The organism is Euzebya pacifica, from assembly GCF_003344865.1.
GTDB classification, from domain to species: Bacteria; Actinomycetota; Nitriliruptoria; order Euzebyales; family Euzebyaceae; genus Euzebya; species Euzebya pacifica.
The window spans coordinates 62,184-80,299 of record NZ_CP031166.1; the positions used below are offsets into that span (position 1 = coordinate 62,184).

At 70.3% G+C, this 18,116-nt stretch carries 25 protein-coding genes; 22 read left to right on the forward strand and 3 right to left on the reverse strand.

The window, feature by feature from the left end; translation table 11 throughout:
* Positions 1-15: 15 nt before the first annotated feature.
* A complete protein-coding gene (locus DVS28_RS25405; protein ID WP_114594458.1) occupies positions 16-528 on the forward strand; it encodes a hypothetical protein in 513 nt (170 codons plus the stop codon).
* Between the two features lie 24 nt (positions 529-552).
* The gene (locus DVS28_RS25410; protein WP_114594459.1) at positions 553-1,485 is read left to right on the forward strand and encodes an ADP-ribosylglycohydrolase family protein; all 933 of its coding nucleotides are present in this window, start codon (positions 553-555) and stop codon (positions 1,483-1,485) included.
* 133 nt (positions 1,486-1,618) lie between these two features.
* Here the strand turns inward: DVS28_RS25410 and DVS28_RS25415 are convergent, their stop codons facing one another.
* A complete protein-coding gene (locus tag DVS28_RS25415; RefSeq protein ID WP_164711069.1) occupies positions 1,619-1,951 on the reverse strand; it encodes a hypothetical protein in 333 nt (110 codons plus the stop codon).
* 15 nt (positions 1,952-1,966) lie between these two features.
* Positions 1,967-3,112, reverse strand: coding sequence for a DNA polymerase III subunit beta (gene dnaN, locus DVS28_RS25420; RefSeq protein ID WP_164711070.1), 1,146 nt, complete (start codon positions 3,110-3,112; stop codon positions 1,967-1,969).
* A 199-nt stretch (positions 3,113-3,311) separates the two neighbouring features.
* Here dnaN and DVS28_RS28805 point away from each other — a divergent pair, with 199 nt between their 5' ends.
* From DVS28_RS28805 to DVS28_RS25450, 6 genes are all read left to right on the forward strand, one after another.
* Positions 3,312-3,518 (forward strand): hypothetical protein, encoded by a 207-nt coding sequence (locus tag DVS28_RS28805; RefSeq protein ID WP_164711071.1) that lies wholly within the window; start codon positions 3,312-3,314, stop codon positions 3,516-3,518.
* Positions 3,515-4,366 carry a hypothetical protein gene (locus tag DVS28_RS25425; protein WP_114594462.1) on the forward strand — a complete coding sequence of 284 codons (852 nt, stop codon included), beginning with the start codon at positions 3,515-3,517 and terminating at the stop codon, positions 4,364-4,366. Before DVS28_RS28805 ends, DVS28_RS25425 begins: the two co-directional genes overlap by 4 nt.
* Positions 4,363-6,294 carry a hypothetical protein gene (locus tag DVS28_RS25430; protein ID WP_114594463.1) on the forward strand — a complete coding sequence of 644 codons (1,932 nt, stop codon included), beginning with the start codon at positions 4,363-4,365 and terminating at the stop codon, positions 6,292-6,294. Before DVS28_RS25425 ends, DVS28_RS25430 begins: the two co-directional genes overlap by 4 nt.
* A gap of 270 nt (positions 6,295-6,564) precedes the next feature.
* The gene (locus DVS28_RS25440) at positions 6,565-7,200 is read left to right on the forward strand and encodes a hypothetical protein (RefSeq protein WP_114594465.1); all 636 of its coding nucleotides are present in this window, start codon (positions 6,565-6,567) and stop codon (positions 7,198-7,200) included.
* A gap of 49 nt (positions 7,201-7,249) precedes the next feature.
* The gene (locus tag DVS28_RS25445; RefSeq protein ID WP_245973669.1) at positions 7,250-8,149 is read left to right on the forward strand and encodes a DNA adenine methylase; all 900 of its coding nucleotides are present in this window, start codon (positions 7,250-7,252) and stop codon (positions 8,147-8,149) included.
* Between the two features lie 213 nt (positions 8,150-8,362).
* On the forward strand, positions 8,363-9,391 hold the full coding sequence (locus tag DVS28_RS25450; RefSeq protein WP_114594466.1) for a hypothetical protein: 1,029 nt from the start codon (positions 8,363-8,365) through the stop codon (positions 9,389-9,391).
* Positions 9,392-9,413: 22 nt separating this feature from the next.
* Here the strand turns inward: DVS28_RS25450 and DVS28_RS25455 are convergent, their stop codons facing one another.
* Positions 9,414-10,769 carry a Swt1 family HEPN domain-containing protein gene (locus tag DVS28_RS25455; protein ID WP_114594467.1) on the reverse strand — a complete coding sequence of 452 codons (1,356 nt, stop codon included), beginning with the start codon at positions 10,767-10,769 and terminating at the stop codon, positions 9,414-9,416.
* Between the two features lie 306 nt (positions 10,770-11,075).
* On the opposite strand from DVS28_RS25455, the gene DVS28_RS29365 reads away from it, so the two are divergent.
* The 14 genes from DVS28_RS29365 (at position 11,076) to DVS28_RS25530 (ending at position 18,114) form a co-directional block, all read left to right on the forward strand.
* Positions 11,076-11,702, forward strand: a complete 627-nt coding sequence (locus tag DVS28_RS29365; RefSeq protein ID WP_245973670.1) for a WhiB family transcriptional regulator — start codon at positions 11,076-11,078, stop codon at positions 11,700-11,702.
* 82 nt (positions 11,703-11,784) lie between these two features.
* On the forward strand, positions 11,785-12,093 hold the full coding sequence (locus DVS28_RS25465) for a hypothetical protein (RefSeq protein WP_114594468.1): 309 nt from the start codon (positions 11,785-11,787) through the stop codon (positions 12,091-12,093).
* A 74-nt stretch (positions 12,094-12,167) separates the two neighbouring features.
* The gene (locus DVS28_RS25470) at positions 12,168-12,776 is read left to right on the forward strand and encodes a CPBP family intramembrane glutamic endopeptidase (protein ID WP_164711073.1); all 609 of its coding nucleotides are present in this window, start codon (positions 12,168-12,170) and stop codon (positions 12,774-12,776) included.
* A gap of 53 nt (positions 12,777-12,829) precedes the next feature.
* Positions 12,830-13,249 carry a hypothetical protein gene (locus DVS28_RS25475; protein WP_114594470.1) on the forward strand — a complete coding sequence of 140 codons (420 nt, stop codon included), beginning with the start codon at positions 12,830-12,832 and terminating at the stop codon, positions 13,247-13,249.
* Positions 13,249-13,536 carry a hypothetical protein gene (locus tag DVS28_RS25480; protein ID WP_114594471.1) on the forward strand — a complete coding sequence of 96 codons (288 nt, stop codon included), beginning with the start codon at positions 13,249-13,251 and terminating at the stop codon, positions 13,534-13,536. Before DVS28_RS25475 ends, DVS28_RS25480 begins: the two co-directional genes overlap by 1 nt.
* Positions 13,537-13,554: 18 nt before the next feature.
* The gene (locus tag DVS28_RS25485) at positions 13,555-13,824 is read left to right on the forward strand and encodes a hypothetical protein (protein WP_114594472.1); all 270 of its coding nucleotides are present in this window, start codon (positions 13,555-13,557) and stop codon (positions 13,822-13,824) included.
* Between the two features lie 2 nt (positions 13,825-13,826).
* Entirely contained in the window at positions 13,827-14,036 is a 210-nt protein-coding gene (locus DVS28_RS25490; RefSeq protein ID WP_114594473.1) for a hypothetical protein, read from the forward strand.
* 174 nt (positions 14,037-14,210) lie between these two features.
* Complete coding sequence (locus DVS28_RS25495) at positions 14,211-14,942, forward strand: hypothetical protein (protein ID WP_114594474.1); 732 nt, start codon at positions 14,211-14,213, stop codon at positions 14,940-14,942.
* 405 nt (positions 14,943-15,347) lie between these two features.
* Complete coding sequence (locus DVS28_RS25500) at positions 15,348-15,728, forward strand: hypothetical protein (protein ID WP_114594475.1); 381 nt, start codon at positions 15,348-15,350, stop codon at positions 15,726-15,728.
* Between the two features lie 255 nt (positions 15,729-15,983).
* On the forward strand, positions 15,984-16,745 hold the full coding sequence (locus tag DVS28_RS25510) for a DUF6602 domain-containing protein (protein WP_114594477.1): 762 nt from the start codon (positions 15,984-15,986) through the stop codon (positions 16,743-16,745).
* 130 nt (positions 16,746-16,875) lie between these two features.
* Positions 16,876-17,256, forward strand: coding sequence for a hypothetical protein (locus DVS28_RS25515; protein WP_164711074.1), 381 nt, complete (start codon positions 16,876-16,878; stop codon positions 17,254-17,256).
* Complete coding sequence (locus DVS28_RS25520; RefSeq protein WP_114594479.1) at positions 17,253-17,444, forward strand: hypothetical protein; 192 nt, start codon at positions 17,253-17,255, stop codon at positions 17,442-17,444. The genes DVS28_RS25515 and DVS28_RS25520 overlap by 4 nt, the downstream gene beginning before the upstream one ends.
* Complete coding sequence (locus tag DVS28_RS25525; RefSeq protein WP_114594480.1) at positions 17,441-17,800, forward strand: hypothetical protein; 360 nt, start codon at positions 17,441-17,443, stop codon at positions 17,798-17,800. The genes DVS28_RS25520 and DVS28_RS25525 overlap by 4 nt, the downstream gene beginning before the upstream one ends.
* The gene (locus tag DVS28_RS25530) at positions 17,797-18,114 is read left to right on the forward strand and encodes a hypothetical protein (protein ID WP_114594481.1); all 318 of its coding nucleotides are present in this window, start codon (positions 17,797-17,799) and stop codon (positions 18,112-18,114) included. Before DVS28_RS25525 ends, DVS28_RS25530 begins: the two co-directional genes overlap by 4 nt.
* Positions 18,115-18,116 lie beyond the last annotated feature (2 nt).

Below are 18,116 nucleotides of genomic sequence, written 5' to 3' on the forward strand. Positions count from 1 at the left end.
CCCCGAGGAGCAACCATGATCCCCGCCACCATCGACTTGCCGGCCGACATCGCCGAACGGGTGCTGGTCAACGGCCTGCCGGCCGACGACGCCGCATGGCTGTCCTCGCGCCACCTTCCCGACCCCACCACTGGTCTGCGCCGCCACGGCATCTCCTCTGACGCCCTCGCTTGGCACGCAGCAGCAGGACGGCCCATCAGCGACCGGGAGGCACCGTCGGACCCCTCTGACCTCGCCGCCTGCTACTTGACCTGGGCGGCCGCTCCCGACCACCGCCGCCCCGCCATGCACGACACCCTGCACCGCTGGGCGGCCCACGTCGGTGGCCGCTACGACCTGACCGAACTCGTGGACCGCCTCGCCCACCTCGGCCCGCTCCCCGGCGTCACCGCAGACGGCCAGACGGCCGCCGATGACGCCCTGCCCACCGGCCGGCAGTGGGTCAACCCGATCCTCCGGTCCGGCGACCCCACTTGCGCCGCATGCCGGAACGCCGGCGACTGGTGCGCCGACCACCTTCCCTACTGACCTCGACCTCCGACAGGACACCCCATGACCACCACAACCAGCACCGACGCCCTCGACCGCGCCACCGGGGCCCTCCTCGGCGTCCACGCCGGCGACTCCCTGGGTGCCACCACCGAGTTCGCCTCCCCCAACCCCGACCCCGACACGTGGGTCCGCGACATCGTTGGCGGCGGCGCGTTCAACTGGGCACCCGGAGACCCCACCGATGACACCGACTTGACCGCCGCGGTCGTCCGTGCCTACACCGACCTGATCGCTGACGGCACCGACCAGACCCTCGATGCGGTTCTCGACGCCTGCGCCCGCCACTTCCTGTCCTGGTACCGGTCGGGCCCCAAGGACATCGGTGGGACCACTTCCGGGTCCCTCGCCCGACTGCGGCGCACCAACGACCCGCGCGGCTCCGGGAACGCTGCTCCCGACGCCCAGGCCAACGGGTCGCTCATGCGGTGCATCCCGACGGCGGTGTACCGCAAGGACGACCCCGACCGGCTCGCCGAAGAGACCCTCGCGATCTCCGCGATCACCCACGCGTCAACGGTCGCCACCCAGAGCTGCCTGCTGTACAACCGGGTCGTCGCCGCCCTGATCAACGGCACCGACGTCCGGACCGCCATCACCGACGCAGCCGCCGAGCTCGACGGCACCGAGGTCGGCCGGGTCGCCACCAGCCGCCTGGACGCCTCCGTCGACGACCCGATGCCGTGGCGCCGCGGCGGCTGGGTGCTCACCGCCCTCGACATCGCGCTGTGGGCCGCGCTGCAGGTCGACAGGACCACTGAGGACCTGCTGGTCGACATCATCAACCAGGGCGGCGATGCCGACACCAACGGTGCGATCGCCGGTGGGTTGCTCGGTGCCCGCGACGGCGTGTCCGGTCTGCCCGACCGGTGGGTCGCCACCCTCCGTCTCGCCGACGAGTTCCGCCAGGCCGCCACCGCCTTCGTCGCCGGCTGAGGCAGCCGGTGGCGTGAGTCCCGGTGCGGCACAGCCGCCCGCGGCGCCGCAGACAACCCGCTGAGCACCTTGGCGATCGCCGCCCGGTCCGTCTCGGCCACCACAACAGCGGCCGCCATCAGCCCGTGGATGGTCACCACACCACGGGAGCAGGTTGGACGGTCCAGCCGGCCGACAGCAGGGACAACGACCCGCCCGCCGGGGCGATGATCCGCCCGTCGGGCCACATCGGCCACCCGATGGCCGACGCGGCGAAACGGCCCTCCCACAGTCCCACCGCCAAGTCGTTGAACACCGCTGCTGCCGAGTCCGCGCATCCGGACGACACCATCAAGCCGGCAGCGGCCACACCGACCCGGTCGGGATCGGGTCGGGCATCAGCGGCAGCCCGCCGCAACCGGCTCACCGCCGTCCGCCACCGCTTCTGCTGATGCGGCGTGGAGGATCGCGGCGTGAGGACCAGCACGCCCCCGATCACCGGTCAGCCGACACGCATCGGCATGAGGATCATCCGCAGGTCCGACCCGCCGACCGCGTCGGTCCCGTCGGTGTCCAGGGCCGGGTCTGCAGGGGTCACCAGCGCCGGCTTCAACTCGTCGCGCAGCCCGAACCGGACCCGGTCGGCGGGCACCGTGGCCAGCACCGACATCAGGAAGGTCGGGTTGAACGAGATCGCCACCGCCCCACCCGTGACCTCCGCGTCGACATGGTCGACACCGTCACCCGCCTCCGGCGAATCGGCGTGGATCTCCAACGGTTCGCCGGGCCGCACCGACAAGGTGGCCGGGACCAACCCCTTGGTCGCGGCGTCCAGCACCCCGAACCGCTCCACGACCGTCCGCATCGCCGCCACGTCAGCAACCATCGCCGTGCCCTCACCATCGGGGATCAACACGCCCACGTCGGGGTACTTGCCCTCCAGAAGGGCACCGGCGACCTCGACCTCACCGGCCGAGACCCGGTAAGCGGTGTCGGAGAGCTCCATGACGACTTCATCGGCGGCCTGCACCGCACGGGCAGCCAGTTGGGCGGCCTTGGACGGCAGCACGACCGTGCGGTCCGGCGTCGACGTCGTCACCGGCAGCGACTCGATAGCCATCCGGTAGGAATCGGTTGCTGCGGCGGTGATCCTCCCGCCGGCCAGCGACAGCCGCACCCCGGTCAGGATCGGCCGTGACGAGTCGGTCGACGCAAACGGGGCGACCCGGCCCAGCACCGCCGCGAACGCCGGCCCTGCGACGTTGAGGACCGCCGGGGTGGGGCCGGTGTCGTAGCCCATGGGGAAGTCCTGCGGGTCCATGCGCCGCAACCGGAACTTCGACCCGGCCGCCGAGACGCTGAACTGGTCACCGTTCAACACCAGATCGGTCTGGCCCTCCTGCGGCATCTTGGCGAGCAGGTTGGCGAACAGCTTCGCCGGTACCAACGCCTTGCCCGGGGTGGCCACCGAACCAGCGACGCTCCTGCGAGCGGTGGTGTTGTGGTCCTGGCAGGTCAGCACCAGTTTGTCGCCGGTCGCGTCGATCAGGATCCCCGACAGGGCCGGGACGGCCGGGTTGGAAGGGGCGAACGTCGCCGTCCACGCCACGGCGTCGGCGAACTCGGGGGCATCGACGGAGATCTTCATGATGGTGGACCATCCAGGGTCGGGAGGTGTGCGCGCATGATGGTGGCCACCGACGCCGACGCAGCGGCGGTTCGGGCCCGCCCGGGGCGGCTCCATCTCGTCGCGACGCAACATCCAAGGGCTCCACGACAGGCAGTCGCCGGCTGCTGGCGTCCCCGGGAGCGCCCGCGCGTCCGACCCCGGTCGGATACTCCAGGGGATGGGTGAACGGAACGGACGAGCAGACCGTGTCGTCGCTGCCGCACACGAACTCGTGGCGGCCCTCGACGCATGGGCCGAACCCGACCGGTCGCTGGTGGTCCACGGGGTCGCACGGGCCGCCAGATCCGGCGCCCATGACCTCCTCCACGCCATCAGCGGGCAGCGATGCGGCCAGGGCTGCCGCCACAGCGAGGAGCGACAGTGAGCGACGTCCCGCGCGACCCCGTCGACGACCTCACCGACCTGGTCGATGAGATCGAGGCGTTCCGCGCCGAGGCCGGCAAGGTCATCGACGACGCCGTCGACGAGCACGGCGACGCGAGGCTGCCGGTCCCGTCCTCGAGCAGCAGTCCCGAACAGCTCGTCCGCGACCTGGCCGTCTCACGCGGCCAGCTCGAACGGACCCGCCAGCAACTCGCCGCACGCCAGACCGAACTCGCCGCCCGTCTCGACGCCCAGATGAAGGCGCTGCAGGCCAAGATCCGAGCCGACCTCGAACCCCTCGAACGCCAGCTGGAACTGGCCAAGGAAGGCATCCACCTCATCTCGCTGTACCTCGGCGAGAACGAAGAGGTCATCGCCCTCACCGACGGCGAACCCGCCCCCGCCGACACCCCCGTCACGATCCGCCAGCAGGTCCTCTACATGGACGAGGAATGCGCCGTCGCCGCCGAACAGGGCGGCATCGAACCCGTCGACGTCGACGTGTTCGACAACTGGTTGACCGCCGACCCCGCCCACCTGAACCAAGTCCTGCCCGAACCCCGCGGCATCGTCGCGCTCACCCCCCGCCGGCACTCCAAGGACTACGACAACCCGTGGCAGGGACGCGCGATGGCCGACGCCAACCAGGCCACCTACTGGCTCATCCGCAACGGCGAGAAGGTCTACCGGATGGTGACCGACCTGTTCGTCGGCGCCAGACTCGTCGCCGCATCCGACGAGTTCACCCGCTTCTTCGACCGCACCCGGTTCGGCCGCCGCATCGAACCCGGAGCCGCGACTGGCTCGACGCCGAACGCAACGCCGACGCCAAGCAACGCCACTTCATGAAGATCGCATCGGTGATCGAGGGGCTGCTGCACCGCACCCCGTTCCTCCACCCCCTCCCCGCCGCCGGCATGTCGGTGCTCACCCCCGACTCCTACGACAACGGCCACCTCGCCGTCATCACCGACGCCGAACGAACCCTCGGGGACGGCCGCCCATCGTTCCGGGAATGGCGGACCGAACTCAACAAGCGGCTGCGTCCCGGCATGCGGATCGTCGGGTCCTTCCACGGATCATGGTGGCGCAGCCTCTATGACAACGCCCACGGCCACGAGCGCATCCACCCGCCACGCGCCCAGAACCCACCCGCCGGCCAGATCCTGCTGATCGAGGACCGCGACCCGCGCACCGCCGACCTGATCATTCGGTACGAACGCACCCAGGAGGTCTGGTCCGACCGCGACTGGGAGTACCGCACCCCCAAGACCCGCGCGTCGGCACGCATCCGGCCCGAGGACCCCTGCATCCTCGCCGTCGACGGCGTCGACCCCGACGACATCCGCTACTACCTGGCCGACCGCAGCAACCGTGCCGCCTACACCTCGATGTTCCCGCTGCTCACCGCCGTGCTCCGCGCCCGCGAGGCCGAACGGGCCGCAGAGGAACCATTCCGTCAACTCCTGGCCGGCCGGATTGCCGACACCCACGGGATCGACGTCGCCGATGCCGCAGCCGGACTGCCCGAACTCATCGACCGGTGGAAGCTTGCCAACACCTACGCGCGCCCCCTCGTGGGCGACCCCGATGGGGAAGCCAAGGCGCTGCGGATGATCGTGGCCGACTACGTCCCCCACACCGCTGACCGTGACCGGCGTGCCACCGAAGCCGGATTCGAGCAGGCCACCGTCGCAATCGTCCGGTCCGACCATCCCGACGTGCTCTACATCGGCCGCAAACGCAACGGCCGATGGGTCGCCTACCTGCCCGCAGACGACGGCGTCCACGTCCACCGACTCGACGGCTCACCCAAGGCCACCAAGTGGACCAGGACCGACTGGCTGCTGCCCGGTCACCACCACCGCAAATGGGCGGCGCTGCACACCACCGAACAGTGGGAGGAGTGGCCGCACGGCGAAACGGCAGCCCGCAACCTCACCGGCCCCGAGATCACCGACACCATCGAACGGATCAAGGAGATCATCGACCGGGACTTCGGCGCACCGATCCTCGCCATCGGCTACCGGCCCCGCCGCGACAGCGGCTACCGGCCCGGCTTCGAGGTCCACCTCGACGACCCCACCGAAACCGAACCAGACCCCACCGTGCGGCACAGCCGCTACGGCATCACGACCCCCGAACAGTGGTTCCCCTGGTCGCGGGCCAACGGGCAGGTCGTGCTCGACGGCCCCTACGGGCAGCAAGCGACCCGATGGGACCCACCGCACTCTCACGACCCCAACCGCAACGATCCGCTGTGGCCCTTCCGGCCACCGGCCGGCGGCGGGCGGATCGTCTGGTCCGCCCCCGACCGCATCGCCGCACTCCGCGGACGGCAGGAGCGCCTGACGGCCATCGGACGGGGACGCGCCGCCCTGTGGGGCCGGGCCGACCGGATGGCCGACGCCGTCACCAGCGAACGAGCCGCCGCCATCGAGGCCGACGCCAAGGCCGCGTTCGTCCGCGAGTACGCCGACATCGACCTCTGGCCAGCCCACGCCAAGACCCTCAACCTCACCGTTGACAACGGCGAACGTCACTGGGTGCGGCTGCTCATCGGCAGCCACCTCGCCCGAGGGCTCGACCCGACAGGCCGCACCATCGCCGAACTGCACGGCCATGCGGCGGCCAACGACTGGACGGTCCCCGAAACCCACGGGCACGTCCTGCCGTGGAGCGCCAAGACCTGGGCGGACGTCACCGACATCCCCGACGGCTGGGCCGACCTCACCATCCCCACCGACGACACCGCCGACGGGCAGCAGGTCGGATGACCCGCATCGGCGCCCGAATCACGCCACGCAACGGCCACCTCGACATCACCTCCGTTGACCCCCAGCTGCCCCTCGACACGCTCACGCAGGACCGAATCCCCGCCGACGAACCCGGCGGCCCGCAGGTGTGTGGTGCCAGACCTGCGGTCACGAGTTCGCCCACCCCCAACCGTCAGCAGCATGACCAGGCCGCATCGGGACGGCCCCGGGCGGTCAGGGATCCCCGCTGCCGGTGACCATAACGGCAGCGTCATCGTCGACAGGAACGTCATGCCCACCACCAAGACCCTCCGCAACGGCGACATCGTCCGCAGCACCACCCCGCGCCCTGGTGGCCGTCACCGCCGCGGCGTGGTCACCTGCGACCCGCTGCGGCCCGGCGACCGTGTCCCGTGGGGTTCGGCGATCGCGTCCGTCGGCGACGTCGTCATCCGCCACGACAGGGCCTCCCACACCACCACCAACATGCACGACTCCTGGGAGACGATCCCCGTCGACGAGACCACCCCGTGGGAACGGGCCCTGTCGGCCGCGCAGACGTGGACCTATGACGGCACCGACGACGAGACCACCACACCCGTGTACGCGTGGATCGAGGCGCTCGCCGCACCGGCGGACCGTCGTCGCTGGACCGTCGACAGCGCCTACCCGGACGGCATCGAACCGCTGATCGAAGCGTTGGCCGGCACCATCGGACCCGACGCCGCCGACCGGGTCGCGGCGACCGCCGACTACCAGCCGTCGTTGGCTGACCTTGGGGACCACCAGCCCGACAACGACCTGCGCGTGTTCGTCCGACTCGAGGCGATCGTCCCACCGGAGGTCCGCGATACCTGGGAGATGGACTACCCGGCCAGCGTCTGGGAGCTGGTTGTCGCCGTCGCCGACTGGATCGGGCAGCGCTGATCCGGCTCGCCGGAATGTCGGTGGTCGACCCCACCATCCCGAGGACCCCATGACCGCCGCCCCAATCCCGATGAAGCCGCCGTTCGCCTACTTCGGCGGCAAGTCCCGTCTTGCCGACCGGATCGTGGCGTTGCTGCCGCCCCACCGTGTCTACCTCGAGCCCTACCTGGGGTCCGGGGCGGTGCTGTTCGCCAAGGGCCCCGCCCCCGTGGAGATCGTCAACGACCTCGACGACGCGATCGTCACGTTCTTCCGGGTGCTGCGCGACCGTCCCGACGAGCTCGAAACGGCGTGTGCACTCAGCCCCTATTCGCGGACCGAATACGCCGGCTCCGACCCATTCGCCGATGGAATCGACGACCTCGAGATCGCTCGCAGGTTCTGGGTGCGGGTGTCGCAGGGCTTTGCCAAGTCCACCGCAGCCGGCAGCGGGTGGTCCACCACCGCGACCAAGTCGGTCGCCGACACCGTGCACAACCGTCTCGGCAGGTTCGCGCCGGCCGCCCGCCGGCTCGCCGGGGTGCAGATCGAGAACTGCGACGCCGCAGAGCTGGTGTGCCGGTCCGGGAAGACCGCAGACACCCTCATCTACGTCGACCCGCCCTACCTCGCCGACACCCGCACCTGGCGGGCAACCCCGGAAGGTGGCCACGGCTACCGGCTCGACCACAACACCGAAAGAGACCACCGCCGCCTCGCCGACGCCCTCCACCAAACCGACGCCACCGTCATCCTCTCCGGCTACGACAACCCCCTGTACGACGAGCTCTACGACGACTGGTGGCGCACCCGCTTCGACGTCCACGAGAACACCAGCAACGCTGCCCGCGCCAGCAGGGGCCGACGCACCGAGACGCTCTGGTCCAACCGCGACCTCACCCGCCAACCCCAACTCGACCTCGGCGAACCCGCATGGCCCCAACCGACGACCGGCTGCTCGAGGAGTTGACGCCACCAAGACGTAGTGCTAAGGTGTGTAGCACACGGCGACTGTCGCGCCGCGCCACCGACACCCCACGCGCCCCGGAGCACGGACGGGTGGTGGCGAAAGCCAGCAGGCCGGCCACCCACACGAACGCACACGGACCTCCCTCGTCGGGCGGGCCGCGCGGTCAACGGGTCCGGGGACCCCGACGACGCGCAGCCCGACAGGAGACGAACGATGTCCGACAGCACCCGCACGACCGTGGCCACCTACCGCCTTCCCGGCCACGACCGCATCCACACCGTCCTCGCCGAACGGATCGACCGCGGCAACGGCACCGTCCACCACGAGGTGCGCGACGCTGACACTGGTGACGGCACATGGGCATCCAACCCGCCCGTGTACGCCGACGCCGTCAAGCTCGTCGAGTTCCTCACGTCCGGCGGGAAGCCGTCGAAGGCCGCCAAGCAGGCGATCAAGGACGCCGCCCGCAGCGTGCAGGCCGTCACCGGCCTGCCCTACGCCACAGCCAGGCAGGTCGTCACCGAGGCCCGCCACGACCTGATCCCCCACGGCGACCGGCCCGTCGCCGACTGCCACCCGGTGCTGGCTCAGAACGACGACGGGGCCACATGGGCCGAATGGGTCGACCTGCTCATCGACGCCCACCTCGCCATGGACGGCACCGACCTGGACCAGATGGCAGGCGGCGTCATCGTGCTGCTCGCACAGACCGGCCTCCCCGTCCGACTCGGTGCCCGAGTCGAGGTCGTACTCGACGGGGAACCGTGGGAACTCGACGAGATGTTCCCCGGCGAGCTCGTCGCAGCCGGTGGGCACCGCGCCGACCTTCCCGAGTGGGGGATCAACCCCAACCCGGCCAAGGTCGTGGCTGCCATCACCGACCGGTTCGGGTTCGACCGCCGCACCGCCGAGGTCCGTCCGTTCCGTCCGGTGGACCTCCGCCAGCCCGCCGTCTTTCGAGGGGACCACCGCGAGGGCAACGACCCCGGTCTTGCGAACTGGCACACCGGCCTGCTCGGCACCGACGAACGCCACACCGACACCGGGGAGGTCCTGCGGGTCTACGACCTCCGTGACGGCGACTACGGCCAAACGATCCGCGACGGCCTCCGTGCCCGGTACGGCGACGCGGCGTTCGCGTGGGAGCGGACCGTGACCGGTGTGCTGGTCGATGGCGGTCCGGCCGACAGCCGGGAGGAGGCCCGAGCCGCCGCCGACGCGGCCGTGCGGACCGCGCACTGACCGGGACCGGTTCGGCGCGAGTTCAGCCGGTCTCCGCGCGGAGTCGCGCGACCACTTCCTCATCGATCCAGACGAGCGGGGTCCAAGGTCCGCCTGACAACGGATCGGTTCCCCTTGATCCGAGCGTTGCGACGGTGTTGGCCACGGAACGCATGACCACGTTGCGGTACTTCGACCAGCCCTTGTGACGGTCGCCGGTGACCACGTCACGGGGGCCGATACCCCCCAGTCGCTGGTGCAGCTTCGTGGTCCACCAAGTGAGGGCTTCCCCGCCCACCGGACCAGCCGCGTCGAGGGCATCGGTCAACCGGTTGGCATTGGACGGGGTCGGGCTGCCGAACAGGTCGGCGGCGCACCCGACCACCCGTGCCACGCCGTCGGGTTCCCCGAACCACGTCCGCAGGCCGACCGAGGCCTGCTCCGCCGCGTTGAAGGCGCACCAGGCCGCATGGGACCGCGTGGCCAGTCCGGACCGATCCAGTTCGGCGATCAATGACAGCAGCATCGGGCCAAGCACGTCGGTCACGCGGATCGCGGCGGCCCGGCCCTGTCCGGCGAGGATCGCCGAATGGGTGCGGGTGACCGCGAAGTCGCGGGCGTCCCCGGCACTGGCGAAGGGTTGCAGCAAACCGTTGGCGGCGACCTGCCACATCCACGCCCGGAGGTCGACCGCGAGCCCATGACGGGCCACCTGGGATTCGTCCACCCGGACAACCGCACCACGTTCCAAGGCGTCCTTGAGGTGCTTGACGCCCGCGTTGCGGCCCTTCCCGATCCACCGGTCCAAGTCCGTGACGGACCACGAGTCGGCCTCGAGTCCGTCGATGACCGCCCGTGCGATCGTGAGATCGGCGTCCACCCGTGACGCCAGCCCTTCCAATGCTGCCAAGGCTTCCGGAGGGGGGTCGTCGGCCGTCTCCAGGGTTTCTTCCACGGCCCGACCGATGCGGTCGGCGGCGTCGGGCCCCGTGAACCGGGACTTGCTGTCGATCTCCTCCTCCACGTCGGCGCCAGCGAGTCCGCACAGGCCGATGACGCACTCCTTCGCCGCGGCCACGTCCTCGGCGGTCAATGGGGCCCAGTGCGCCCACCGGTTGCGGATGTCCAGGAGGCGGGTGACGGAGTCGCGGTAGGAGCCCTCGGGGTCGCTGCCAACGGCGAACCAGTCCCAGTGCCGGCGCAAGGCCTGCATCAGCACGTACGGGTCGTAAGGGTCGTAGTCCGGGCCGCCCGAGGGTCTCAGCAGGCGGTTCCACCAGCGGGTCCCTGCCTGGTCCGACATGACCCTGACGACCCACGGCTGGACATGGTCACCGAACACCCGGAGGCAGACGCTGATCCTGAGGTGGGCGAGCAAGTCGTCATTGGTGGGGTCCATGTCGTTGAGGATGGCACGCGCCGCAGACTCCCCGGCGTACCGCTTGGCGTGCGACCAACGAGCAGCCAGGCCGGATGTTGGGCGGACGATCGTCCGCCGCCAGGAACCCGCCGGGTCCGCGACACCCGACGGCCGAAAGCACGGCTTGACCTGCGGAAACGACGGTCCTGGTGGGGGTGCCGGTCCCGTGCTGTCGAGCTGCGCTCAGGGCGGTGATCATCCAGGGACACTTGGCGATATAGTGAAGCGCTACGTAACGTAGCAATCAGTAGAACATTGTCCGCCTCACCGGGAGCAGCACCCGAGATGACCACCGCAACCATCCCCTCGGCGATCGCCACGATCGAACCGATCGTCGTCGACCCCAACGGGCACTGGACCCAGCTGTCCGCATGCAACGGCCACAGCGACCTGATGTACCCCGACGACATCGCCTACGACGCCGACCTCAACCCCATCTACGTCCTTGACGACAACGGCGACATGCAGCCCATCGCCGTCGACTGGGCCCCCGCGCTGGCCATCTGCGACGGCTGCCCCGTCCGCAACGAGTGCCTCGACCAAGCCATGCAGACCGGCGACGTCTTCTGGGGCGTCCTGGGCGGCATGACGCCCGAGGCCCGCCGCAAGTACCGGGCCTCCATGCGCGAGCACGTCATCCCGCACGGCACCGTCACCGGCTACACCAACTACGACTGCCGCTGCGACCCCTGCATGGACGCCTACCGGGCCGCCACCGCCGACCGCGAGAACCCGATCGTCGCCGCCGAGATCCTCGACATCGTCGCCAACGCCCGCGCCAACACCCCGCAAGAACTGGCCGCCGAGACCGCCGACGACGAACTCGCCCGACTCATCGCCGAGCAGTCCGCCGATGACGGCACCGAGCCCGAAACCATCCCCCTGGACGAACTCGACCCCCAGACCATCTGACCCCCACGACCTTCGGCCCGCCCCGGGATGCTGCACCGGGGCGGGCCGAACCCATCCCGCCGCCGACCATCACCACCCGAAGATGCACCGCCTCGCCGACCTCACCCGACCCCTCGTCTCGCGTGACGTGCTCGACATGCTGCCACGGCTGCGGCCGAACCCATCCCGCCGTTCCGGCACCGGCGACACCGCAGCCGACATCGAGCGCGCCGGCCGACGGATCGGACCGTTCGAGGCCACCAGAGCCGACATGTACCGAGTCCTGGAAGCCGCAGGCGGTCGGGGATGGCCGGGCACGGCCGTCCTCGACGACGTCGCCGACCGGCTCATCGCCGAGGGCCTCTGGACCGAGGTCCGTGAGACCGCGGACCCGCTGCGCAGCGCCTCGTGACCGACCCGGCCCCGCGCCAACTCGCGTTGCCGTCATGGTCCGCCGGCGACGTGGCAGTCGCGACCATGGCATGCGTGATCGCCCTGTCGTTCGTCCTCGGTGCCGACCTCGGACCCCAAGCGGGCCTGCTCGCCGTCAGCGGCACCGCCGGCCTCGGGGCCCTCACCGGCGCCGCCCGTCACGGCCGCCACGGGCTCCGCGGTCTCATCGGCCGCGTCCCCGACCTCGCCGACCTCGGCGCGTCGGTCCGGCTCGGGGTCATCGCCTGGATGGCACTCACTTTCGTCCTGGGCGGTGCCGCGATCGGCATCGAGCAACTCCTGGACATCGAGATCCTCAACACCAACCAGGACGACATCGCCCGGCTTGCCGGCGGCACCGGGCCCGGCCCGGCCGCGGTTGCCGTCTCGATCATGCTCGCCGCCCCCATCTGCGAAGAGCTGCTGTTCAGGGGCGTGCTGCTCGGATGGGCGGCCAACCGGTGGGGCCGGACCGTCGGCACCGTCGTGTCCGCCGCCGTGTTCGGCGCCGTCCACGCCCAGCCCTACACGGGGCTCGTCACCGCGCTGCTCGGGGCTGCCCTTGCCCGCATGACGTTGGACCGCGGCGGGGTGCTGCCGGCCGTCGTGGCGCACGCCACGTTCAACACCATCGGGTTCGCCTTCATCCGCCTCACGCCCTGACACACCACAAGCCTTACTTGCTAGAACTGCTAGCACTGCGGTATGGTTGGGGTATGAGCAGCACCAGGGCGGACGCCCACGACCGGTACAGCGCAGCCGCCCGCATCGTCCTCAACGGCTACAGGCAGATGGCCGCCGCCGCCGAGACCATCCTCGCAGAAGACCTCGCCGACCTCCTCGACGGGGAGGAGGCCCGCGCCTCCGGGATCACCGGCATCACCGAGGTGACCATCCGCATCGAATGGTCCGGCAGCGAATCAACCGACGAGACCGTCACCGCGGTCCGCAACAGCCACGGCGCCGACGTCGCCAACGCCGTGCTCGCCCAACAGGACGGCGCAACCATCGCCGAATGGCTCACCGAGCAGATCCTCGACCTGCCCGGCCGCACCTACCTCGTCGACGCACTCCGCGAAGCCGACGAACTGCCCACCGACATCGTCATCACCGTCCCCCAGAACGCGACCGCCTGATGAAGATCCTGTACGTCACCGACCGCAACCGCGAACTCGCCGCCATCCACGTCTGCGACGAGGAAACCGGTGCCGACCGGCTCACCATCGTCCACGGGATGTCCGACGGCGACGCCATCGCCACCGGGATCACCGCCCCGACCTTCCGCGACGGCCGCGACGCCCGATGGGTCGTCTCCGACCGCGACGTCACCGTCGTCGACCTGCTCGACGAGACCGGCGCGATCGAACCCGAGGTCGCGCTCCGCCACATCCTCGACAGCACCCCCGACCCCGACATCCGCTGACCACGCAAGGACCCACTCATGACCACCGCCCCCACCCTCGACCGTCCCGCACCGGGGACCACCGAACCGACCATCACCTTCTCCGGTGAGGCGTCGGACGACCAGCTCCTCCGCGTCATCGCCCCCATGGCCGAAGCCGGCTACATCGTCGCCCTCAACGGCCAGGACGTCGAACTCGGCCAGGACGACGGGGCGATCACCGCCACCCCCATCAACACCGACACCGGCGTCCGCGGAACCACCCGCCGGATCGCGATGGCCGACGTCAACACCCTGTACGTCTACTGACCATGGCCACCCTCACCGTCACCGTTCCCGCCTACGTCCTCGTCGAGATCGACGTGCTGTTCGCCGACGACGAGTCCTTCACCGATGCCGTCGAAGCCGCCGTCGACGAGGCCGGCCTGCCCCGCACCGTCATGGTCGAACCAGGCGACTGGTACGTCCACCCCGGCTCCAACGACACCACCGACGGGCTGCCCGACCACCGCATCGCCTGAGTGCCGCCCCGCACGACGGGGACACCCAACCATGAGCGACCTCGACACGGCAACGTGTCCGCACCAGCCGTCACCACCCGACGGGAGCCCGCCGATGCCTGACCGCCAAGGTCGCCCTCGCAGCCGCCGGCGCAACCGGACGTCCCGTCACCGTCCTCCGCTGACCGGCCCCGCATGAGCGCCCCCGCGGCCGGCAGCGGCGACCCGGTGATCGGCTACGCCCAGGAAGGGATCGAGGCGGGCCTGCGGTTGGCGCTGCGCGGCACCGTCGCACTGGTCGTCCTCTTCACCGTCGTAGCGGCCGTCGGATCCGGCCCATGGGCCGCCCCGTTGGTGCTGCTCGCAGCCGCATGGGCACTGACGGCGGGAATCGCCGCCCACGCGTCCTCGCGCCCGTCGACGTTCCTCACCGGCCCTGCAGCAGCACTGGCCGGCGTGGGGGCCGCCGGACTGGTGGCTTGGACGGCAGGGCTCCCGCACCCGTCCTTCGTCGGGCTGTCCGCCGGTGTCGTGGCGGCCAACGCGTTCGCTGCGACGTTCCACCCCGCGTTACGCAGCCGGGTCGATCCGCCGCGGACCGGGCCGGGCCGCCCCCCGGCTCTCGCGATGCGGCGGCTGCCCGCCGGCAGCCTGACGCACCTTGCCGTGACGCCGGCGGGGGACCGGTGGGCCCACCGGATGGTCGGGCTGGCGGCCTCACCGTTCACGCCCGGACACCCCGCGCTGTGCGGTGACCCCCACGCCACCGCACGGGGGGCATGCCGGTCCTGTGTGGAGACCGTTGTCGAGCTCGCCGGCGGCCAAGTGTTCGCCGGCGGCCGCACCGTCACCTGGAACCCCGAGGACCCCCTCGTCGGCCTCATCGCCGTCACCGCCGCAGCCGACCCCGACCAGGAGGACCAATGAGGACCCGTGAACGCCGCCACCGGCAACGACCACCTCGGTGCCCACCCCGGCCACGACCTCGTCGCCCCCGACAGGACCGTTTACCGGTGGACTGACCACCCCGACCACCCCTGGGGCGGCCACTGGGCCGACTCCGACGACGTGCCGATGAACAACGCCGCCGTCTTCTGCAAAGGCAAGCGTCGACCCCCTGTCGCTACGGGCCGCACGGACGAGGACGGCCCGAGTCGAGCCTCTCGCTCCCGGTACTTCCATTGCGACCGTCACGGCGCCGCTGCCGGCTCGAGCCGTCCTCCCAGCAGCACTGCCGGCATCTCCGTCAGGTTCGCATCGACGAGGCCGAGATCAACGGACGCGTCCTCCCCACCCTGATATCCCAGGTGGGCGGCGCATCCGATCTACGAGATGGACGAAGGCGGCATCGGCGTCCTCAGCCGCTTGCAGGAAGAGTGGGACGAAGACGTCAACCGCGCGCTCGAGGTCCTCCTCATGGACCCGGCGACCGGTGCGACGGAACCGCACGCGTGCGACACGTCCTGCTACGAGTGCCTCTGCAGCTTCTACAACCAGTTCCACCACGACCACCTCGACCGCACCGTGGCAGGGGAGTGGGTCCCCGCCACCCACGGGAGCATCTTCACGGCGAGGGCGGTGACGAGCGACTGGGTTGCCGTCCACGCCGGCCCGGACGGTAAGCCAACCTGCGACTCCGCGACCGAGAAGTCGATGGTCGAGGCGATCATGGCGAAGGGCATCCCGGTCCCAATGCACGCTCGCCACCCCTGACCCGTTGCCGGACTGATCGCTGAAGCCGATCTCTACTACGAGGCATCAGGCGTCAGGGCTCTCCTCGACGGATCCGTGCATAACGAGGGGTACGTGGCGAGGGCCGACGCCAAGAAGCGCAACCTGCTCCGCGCCAAGGGGTACAAAGTCATCGAAATCCGTCATGACGACCAGGAAGTCGGTGTCGCCACTCTCAGCGGCGCACGCGCCTGATCCGAGTTGCCGCCGAACCACTCGACGTGAAGGAGAGCAGCCATGCCCGACGACCTGGCGAACCGACTCCTCGCCAGACAGGACCAGTTGAAGGCAGCACTGGCGGAGGCGAAGGCGGAGGGTCACCCAGGGACTGCTGGGGACGTAGCCGAAGGTCAGGCGTGGCGTCCAGTCCTCCGCAACTTCCTGCCGTGGCGGTATCAGGTCGGGACCGGGTTCGTTGTTGACAGCGAGGGTGGCAAGAGCGAGCAGCAGGACATCATCCTGTACGACCGGCAGTACTCACCGGCACTGTTGTCGAGCCCGGACAACGAGCAAGCCCAGTACGTGCCCATCGAGTCGGTCTATGCCGTCCTCGAGGCGAAGCCTCTGCTCAACAGGCCCAATGTCCTGATGGCCATGAAGAAAGCCGCATCCGTGAGACGTCTTGTCCGCACTCTCGCACCAGCGATTCACACGGCTCATGGCCAACAACAGGCCGCTCCGCACGGCCCGATTCTTGCCGGGATCGTTGCATCAGAAAGCGAATGGGCTTGGGGGAACCTGCACGACACCTTGGCTACTGCACTCCACGACGGTGTAGCGGAGTACGGCGAGGAGGGGCGCCTTTCCCTCGGTACGGCCGTTGCGGCCGGAAGTTTCAGGGAGCACCCACCCGGATACCTGCACATCGCCCAGCAGCCCATTGCGATGATCAGCTTTCTCATGGAGTTGCTCCGCCAACTGGAACCTATCGCCACGGCGGGCCGGATGGACATAGAGGCCTACCACGCAGCCCTAGGCGCCTGGGGTGATCCCATGTAGCCATCGCGGGGACCCGCTTCGGGACATACGCAGGTTCGGTGAGACCTGACAGCCCGCTCACGACCCCTTGACACCCACCGATAGAGTGCTAGGATAAATAGCACTTAGGTCCTTGGGAAGGGAGATCATGATGAGGGCGACAGTTCCACCCCACACCGGCTGCGACGTGGTCACCCACGGCTGCATCGACGCTGCCGACCGCGACGCCCCCGTTCGCACTCGCTGCTTCGCCTGCGGCCTGACCGCCTGCCGGGGCTGCACCGTCATCACCGCGTACTTCCCGCGGTACGGCACCCGACGGGTCTGTTTCCACTGCCTCGTCACCCACGACCTGTGGACCGACGAGCAGGTCGACTCCTTCATCGCCTCCCGCGCCTTCGGGCAGGAGGCAGTCGGCGCGCCGCCCGGTGGGTTCCGCTGCAACCGGCCGCTCCGCCGCCGTGACGGCAACTGCGCCCAGCAGGTCCACGCGCCCGGCATCCCCTGCGCGACCCACGGGACGTCCCGATGACGACCAGCGCCCGCGCGGAGGTCGCGGCGGGGTTCCGTGCAGTCGAGATCGTCCCGGCCGGCGCCGGACGGCTGCGCGTCGCCTGCGCCTGCGGGCACCACGGCCCGTCGCTGGACGCCGTCTACGCCCGCGCGCTCGTCGCCTCGGTCCGGCGCCACGAGGCCCGCTGCACCGGGAGGACCCGATGACCGCCGACACCACCGTCCATCGCGACTTCGACCCGGCCGTGACCCTCGCCCAGATCGGCGCGGGCACCGTCGCCGCCGTCTCCGGCGGCCGCCGCACCGTCCGCCTGTCCGTCGAGCACGACCCCGACGGCACCTCCCATCCCGTCCCCGTCCTCGAGTTGCCGTGCGGCTCCGGCTACCGGGTGGAGGTCCAACTCGCCGCCGACGACACCTACACCGTGCGGCGCGTCCACCAGTCCGGCGACCGCTGGACCGTCAAGGGTGTCGCGACCGGCATCCATTTCCCCGAGCTCGCCGAGCAGGTGTACCGCGCCGGGATGTTCCGTGACGACTGGCCCGCAGGAGGCATCGGGTGACCGTCATGTTCCACCTCACCCCCGCCGTCAACGTCCCGTCGGTCCTCACCGAGGGTCTGCGAGCCGCCGCCGGACCGCGGACCGGCCGGATCGCCGACACCGCCGGCGTGTACCTGTTCACCGACACCGACGCCGTCGACACAGCGCTGGCGGGCTGGTTCGGCGACGAGTTCGGCGACGACGTGGAACTGGCCGCCTTCGCCGTGGACACCACCGGCCTGGACCTCGACGCCGACGCGCCGTTCGAGCGTCGCAGCTGCCTGCCGATCGGACCCGAACGGCTCACCCTCCTCCACCGACCGGACTGGACGTGACG

What these genes read in the sequence shown, in the direction of transcription:
- DVS28_RS28805 (WP_164711071.1), top strand. Translation starts at nt 3,312, where the DNA reads ATGGGTGAACGGAACGGACGAGCAGACCGTGTCGTCGCTGCCGCACAC.
- DVS28_RS25490 (WP_114594473.1), top strand. Translation starts at nt 13,827, where the DNA reads ATGGCCACCCTCACCGTCACCGTTCCCGCCTACGTCCTCGTCGAGATC.
- DVS28_RS25500 (WP_114594475.1), top strand. Translation starts at nt 15,348, where the DNA reads ATGGACGAAGGCGGCATCGGCGTCCTCAGCCGCTTGCAGGAAGAGTGG.
- DVS28_RS25430 (WP_114594463.1), top strand. Translation starts at nt 4,363, where the DNA reads ATGAAGATCGCATCGGTGATCGAGGGGCTGCTGCACCGCACCCCGTTC.
- DVS28_RS25405 (WP_114594458.1), top strand. Translation starts at nt 16, where the DNA reads ATGATCCCCGCCACCATCGACTTGCCGGCCGACATCGCCGAACGGGTG.
- DVS28_RS25440 (WP_114594465.1), top strand. Translation starts at nt 6,565, where the DNA reads ATGCCCACCACCAAGACCCTCCGCAACGGCGACATCGTCCGCAGCACC.
- DVS28_RS25450 (WP_114594466.1), top strand. Translation starts at nt 8,363, where the DNA reads ATGTCCGACAGCACCCGCACGACCGTGGCCACCTACCGCCTTCCCGGC.
- DVS28_RS25465 (WP_114594468.1), top strand. Translation starts at nt 11,785, where the DNA reads ATGCACCGCCTCGCCGACCTCACCCGACCCCTCGTCTCGCGTGACGTG.
- DVS28_RS25480 (WP_114594471.1), top strand. Translation starts at nt 13,249, where the DNA reads ATGAAGATCCTGTACGTCACCGACCGCAACCGCGAACTCGCCGCCATC.
- DVS28_RS25495 (WP_114594474.1), top strand. Translation starts at nt 14,211, where the DNA reads ATGAGCGCCCCCGCGGCCGGCAGCGGCGACCCGGTGATCGGCTACGCC.
- DVS28_RS25510 (WP_114594477.1), top strand. Translation starts at nt 15,984, where the DNA reads ATGCCCGACGACCTGGCGAACCGACTCCTCGCCAGACAGGACCAGTTG.
- DVS28_RS25455 (WP_114594467.1), bottom strand. Translation starts at nt 10,769, where the DNA reads ATGGACCCCACCAATGACGACTTGCTCGCCCACCTCAGGATCAGCGTC.
- DVS28_RS25525 (WP_114594480.1), top strand. Translation starts at nt 17,441, where the DNA reads ATGACCGCCGACACCACCGTCCATCGCGACTTCGACCCGGCCGTGACC.
- DVS28_RS25515 (WP_164711074.1), top strand. Translation starts at nt 16,876, where the DNA reads ATGAGGGCGACAGTTCCACCCCACACCGGCTGCGACGTGGTCACCCAC.
- DVS28_RS25410 (WP_114594459.1), top strand. Translation starts at nt 553, where the DNA reads ATGACCACCACAACCAGCACCGACGCCCTCGACCGCGCCACCGGGGCC.
- DVS28_RS25445 (WP_245973669.1), top strand. Translation starts at nt 7,250, where the DNA reads ATGACCGCCGCCCCAATCCCGATGAAGCCGCCGTTCGCCTACTTCGGC.
- dnaN (WP_164711070.1), bottom strand. Translation starts at nt 3,112, where the DNA reads ATGAAGATCTCCGTCGATGCCCCCGAGTTCGCCGACGCCGTGGCGTGG.
- DVS28_RS25475 (WP_114594470.1), top strand. Translation starts at nt 12,830, where the DNA reads ATGAGCAGCACCAGGGCGGACGCCCACGACCGGTACAGCGCAGCCGCC.
- DVS28_RS25520 (WP_114594479.1), top strand. Translation starts at nt 17,253, where the DNA reads ATGACGACCAGCGCCCGCGCGGAGGTCGCGGCGGGGTTCCGTGCAGTC.
- DVS28_RS25485 (WP_114594472.1), top strand. Translation starts at nt 13,555, where the DNA reads ATGACCACCGCCCCCACCCTCGACCGTCCCGCACCGGGGACCACCGAA.
- DVS28_RS29365 (WP_245973670.1), top strand. Translation starts at nt 11,076, where the DNA reads ATGACCACCGCAACCATCCCCTCGGCGATCGCCACGATCGAACCGATC.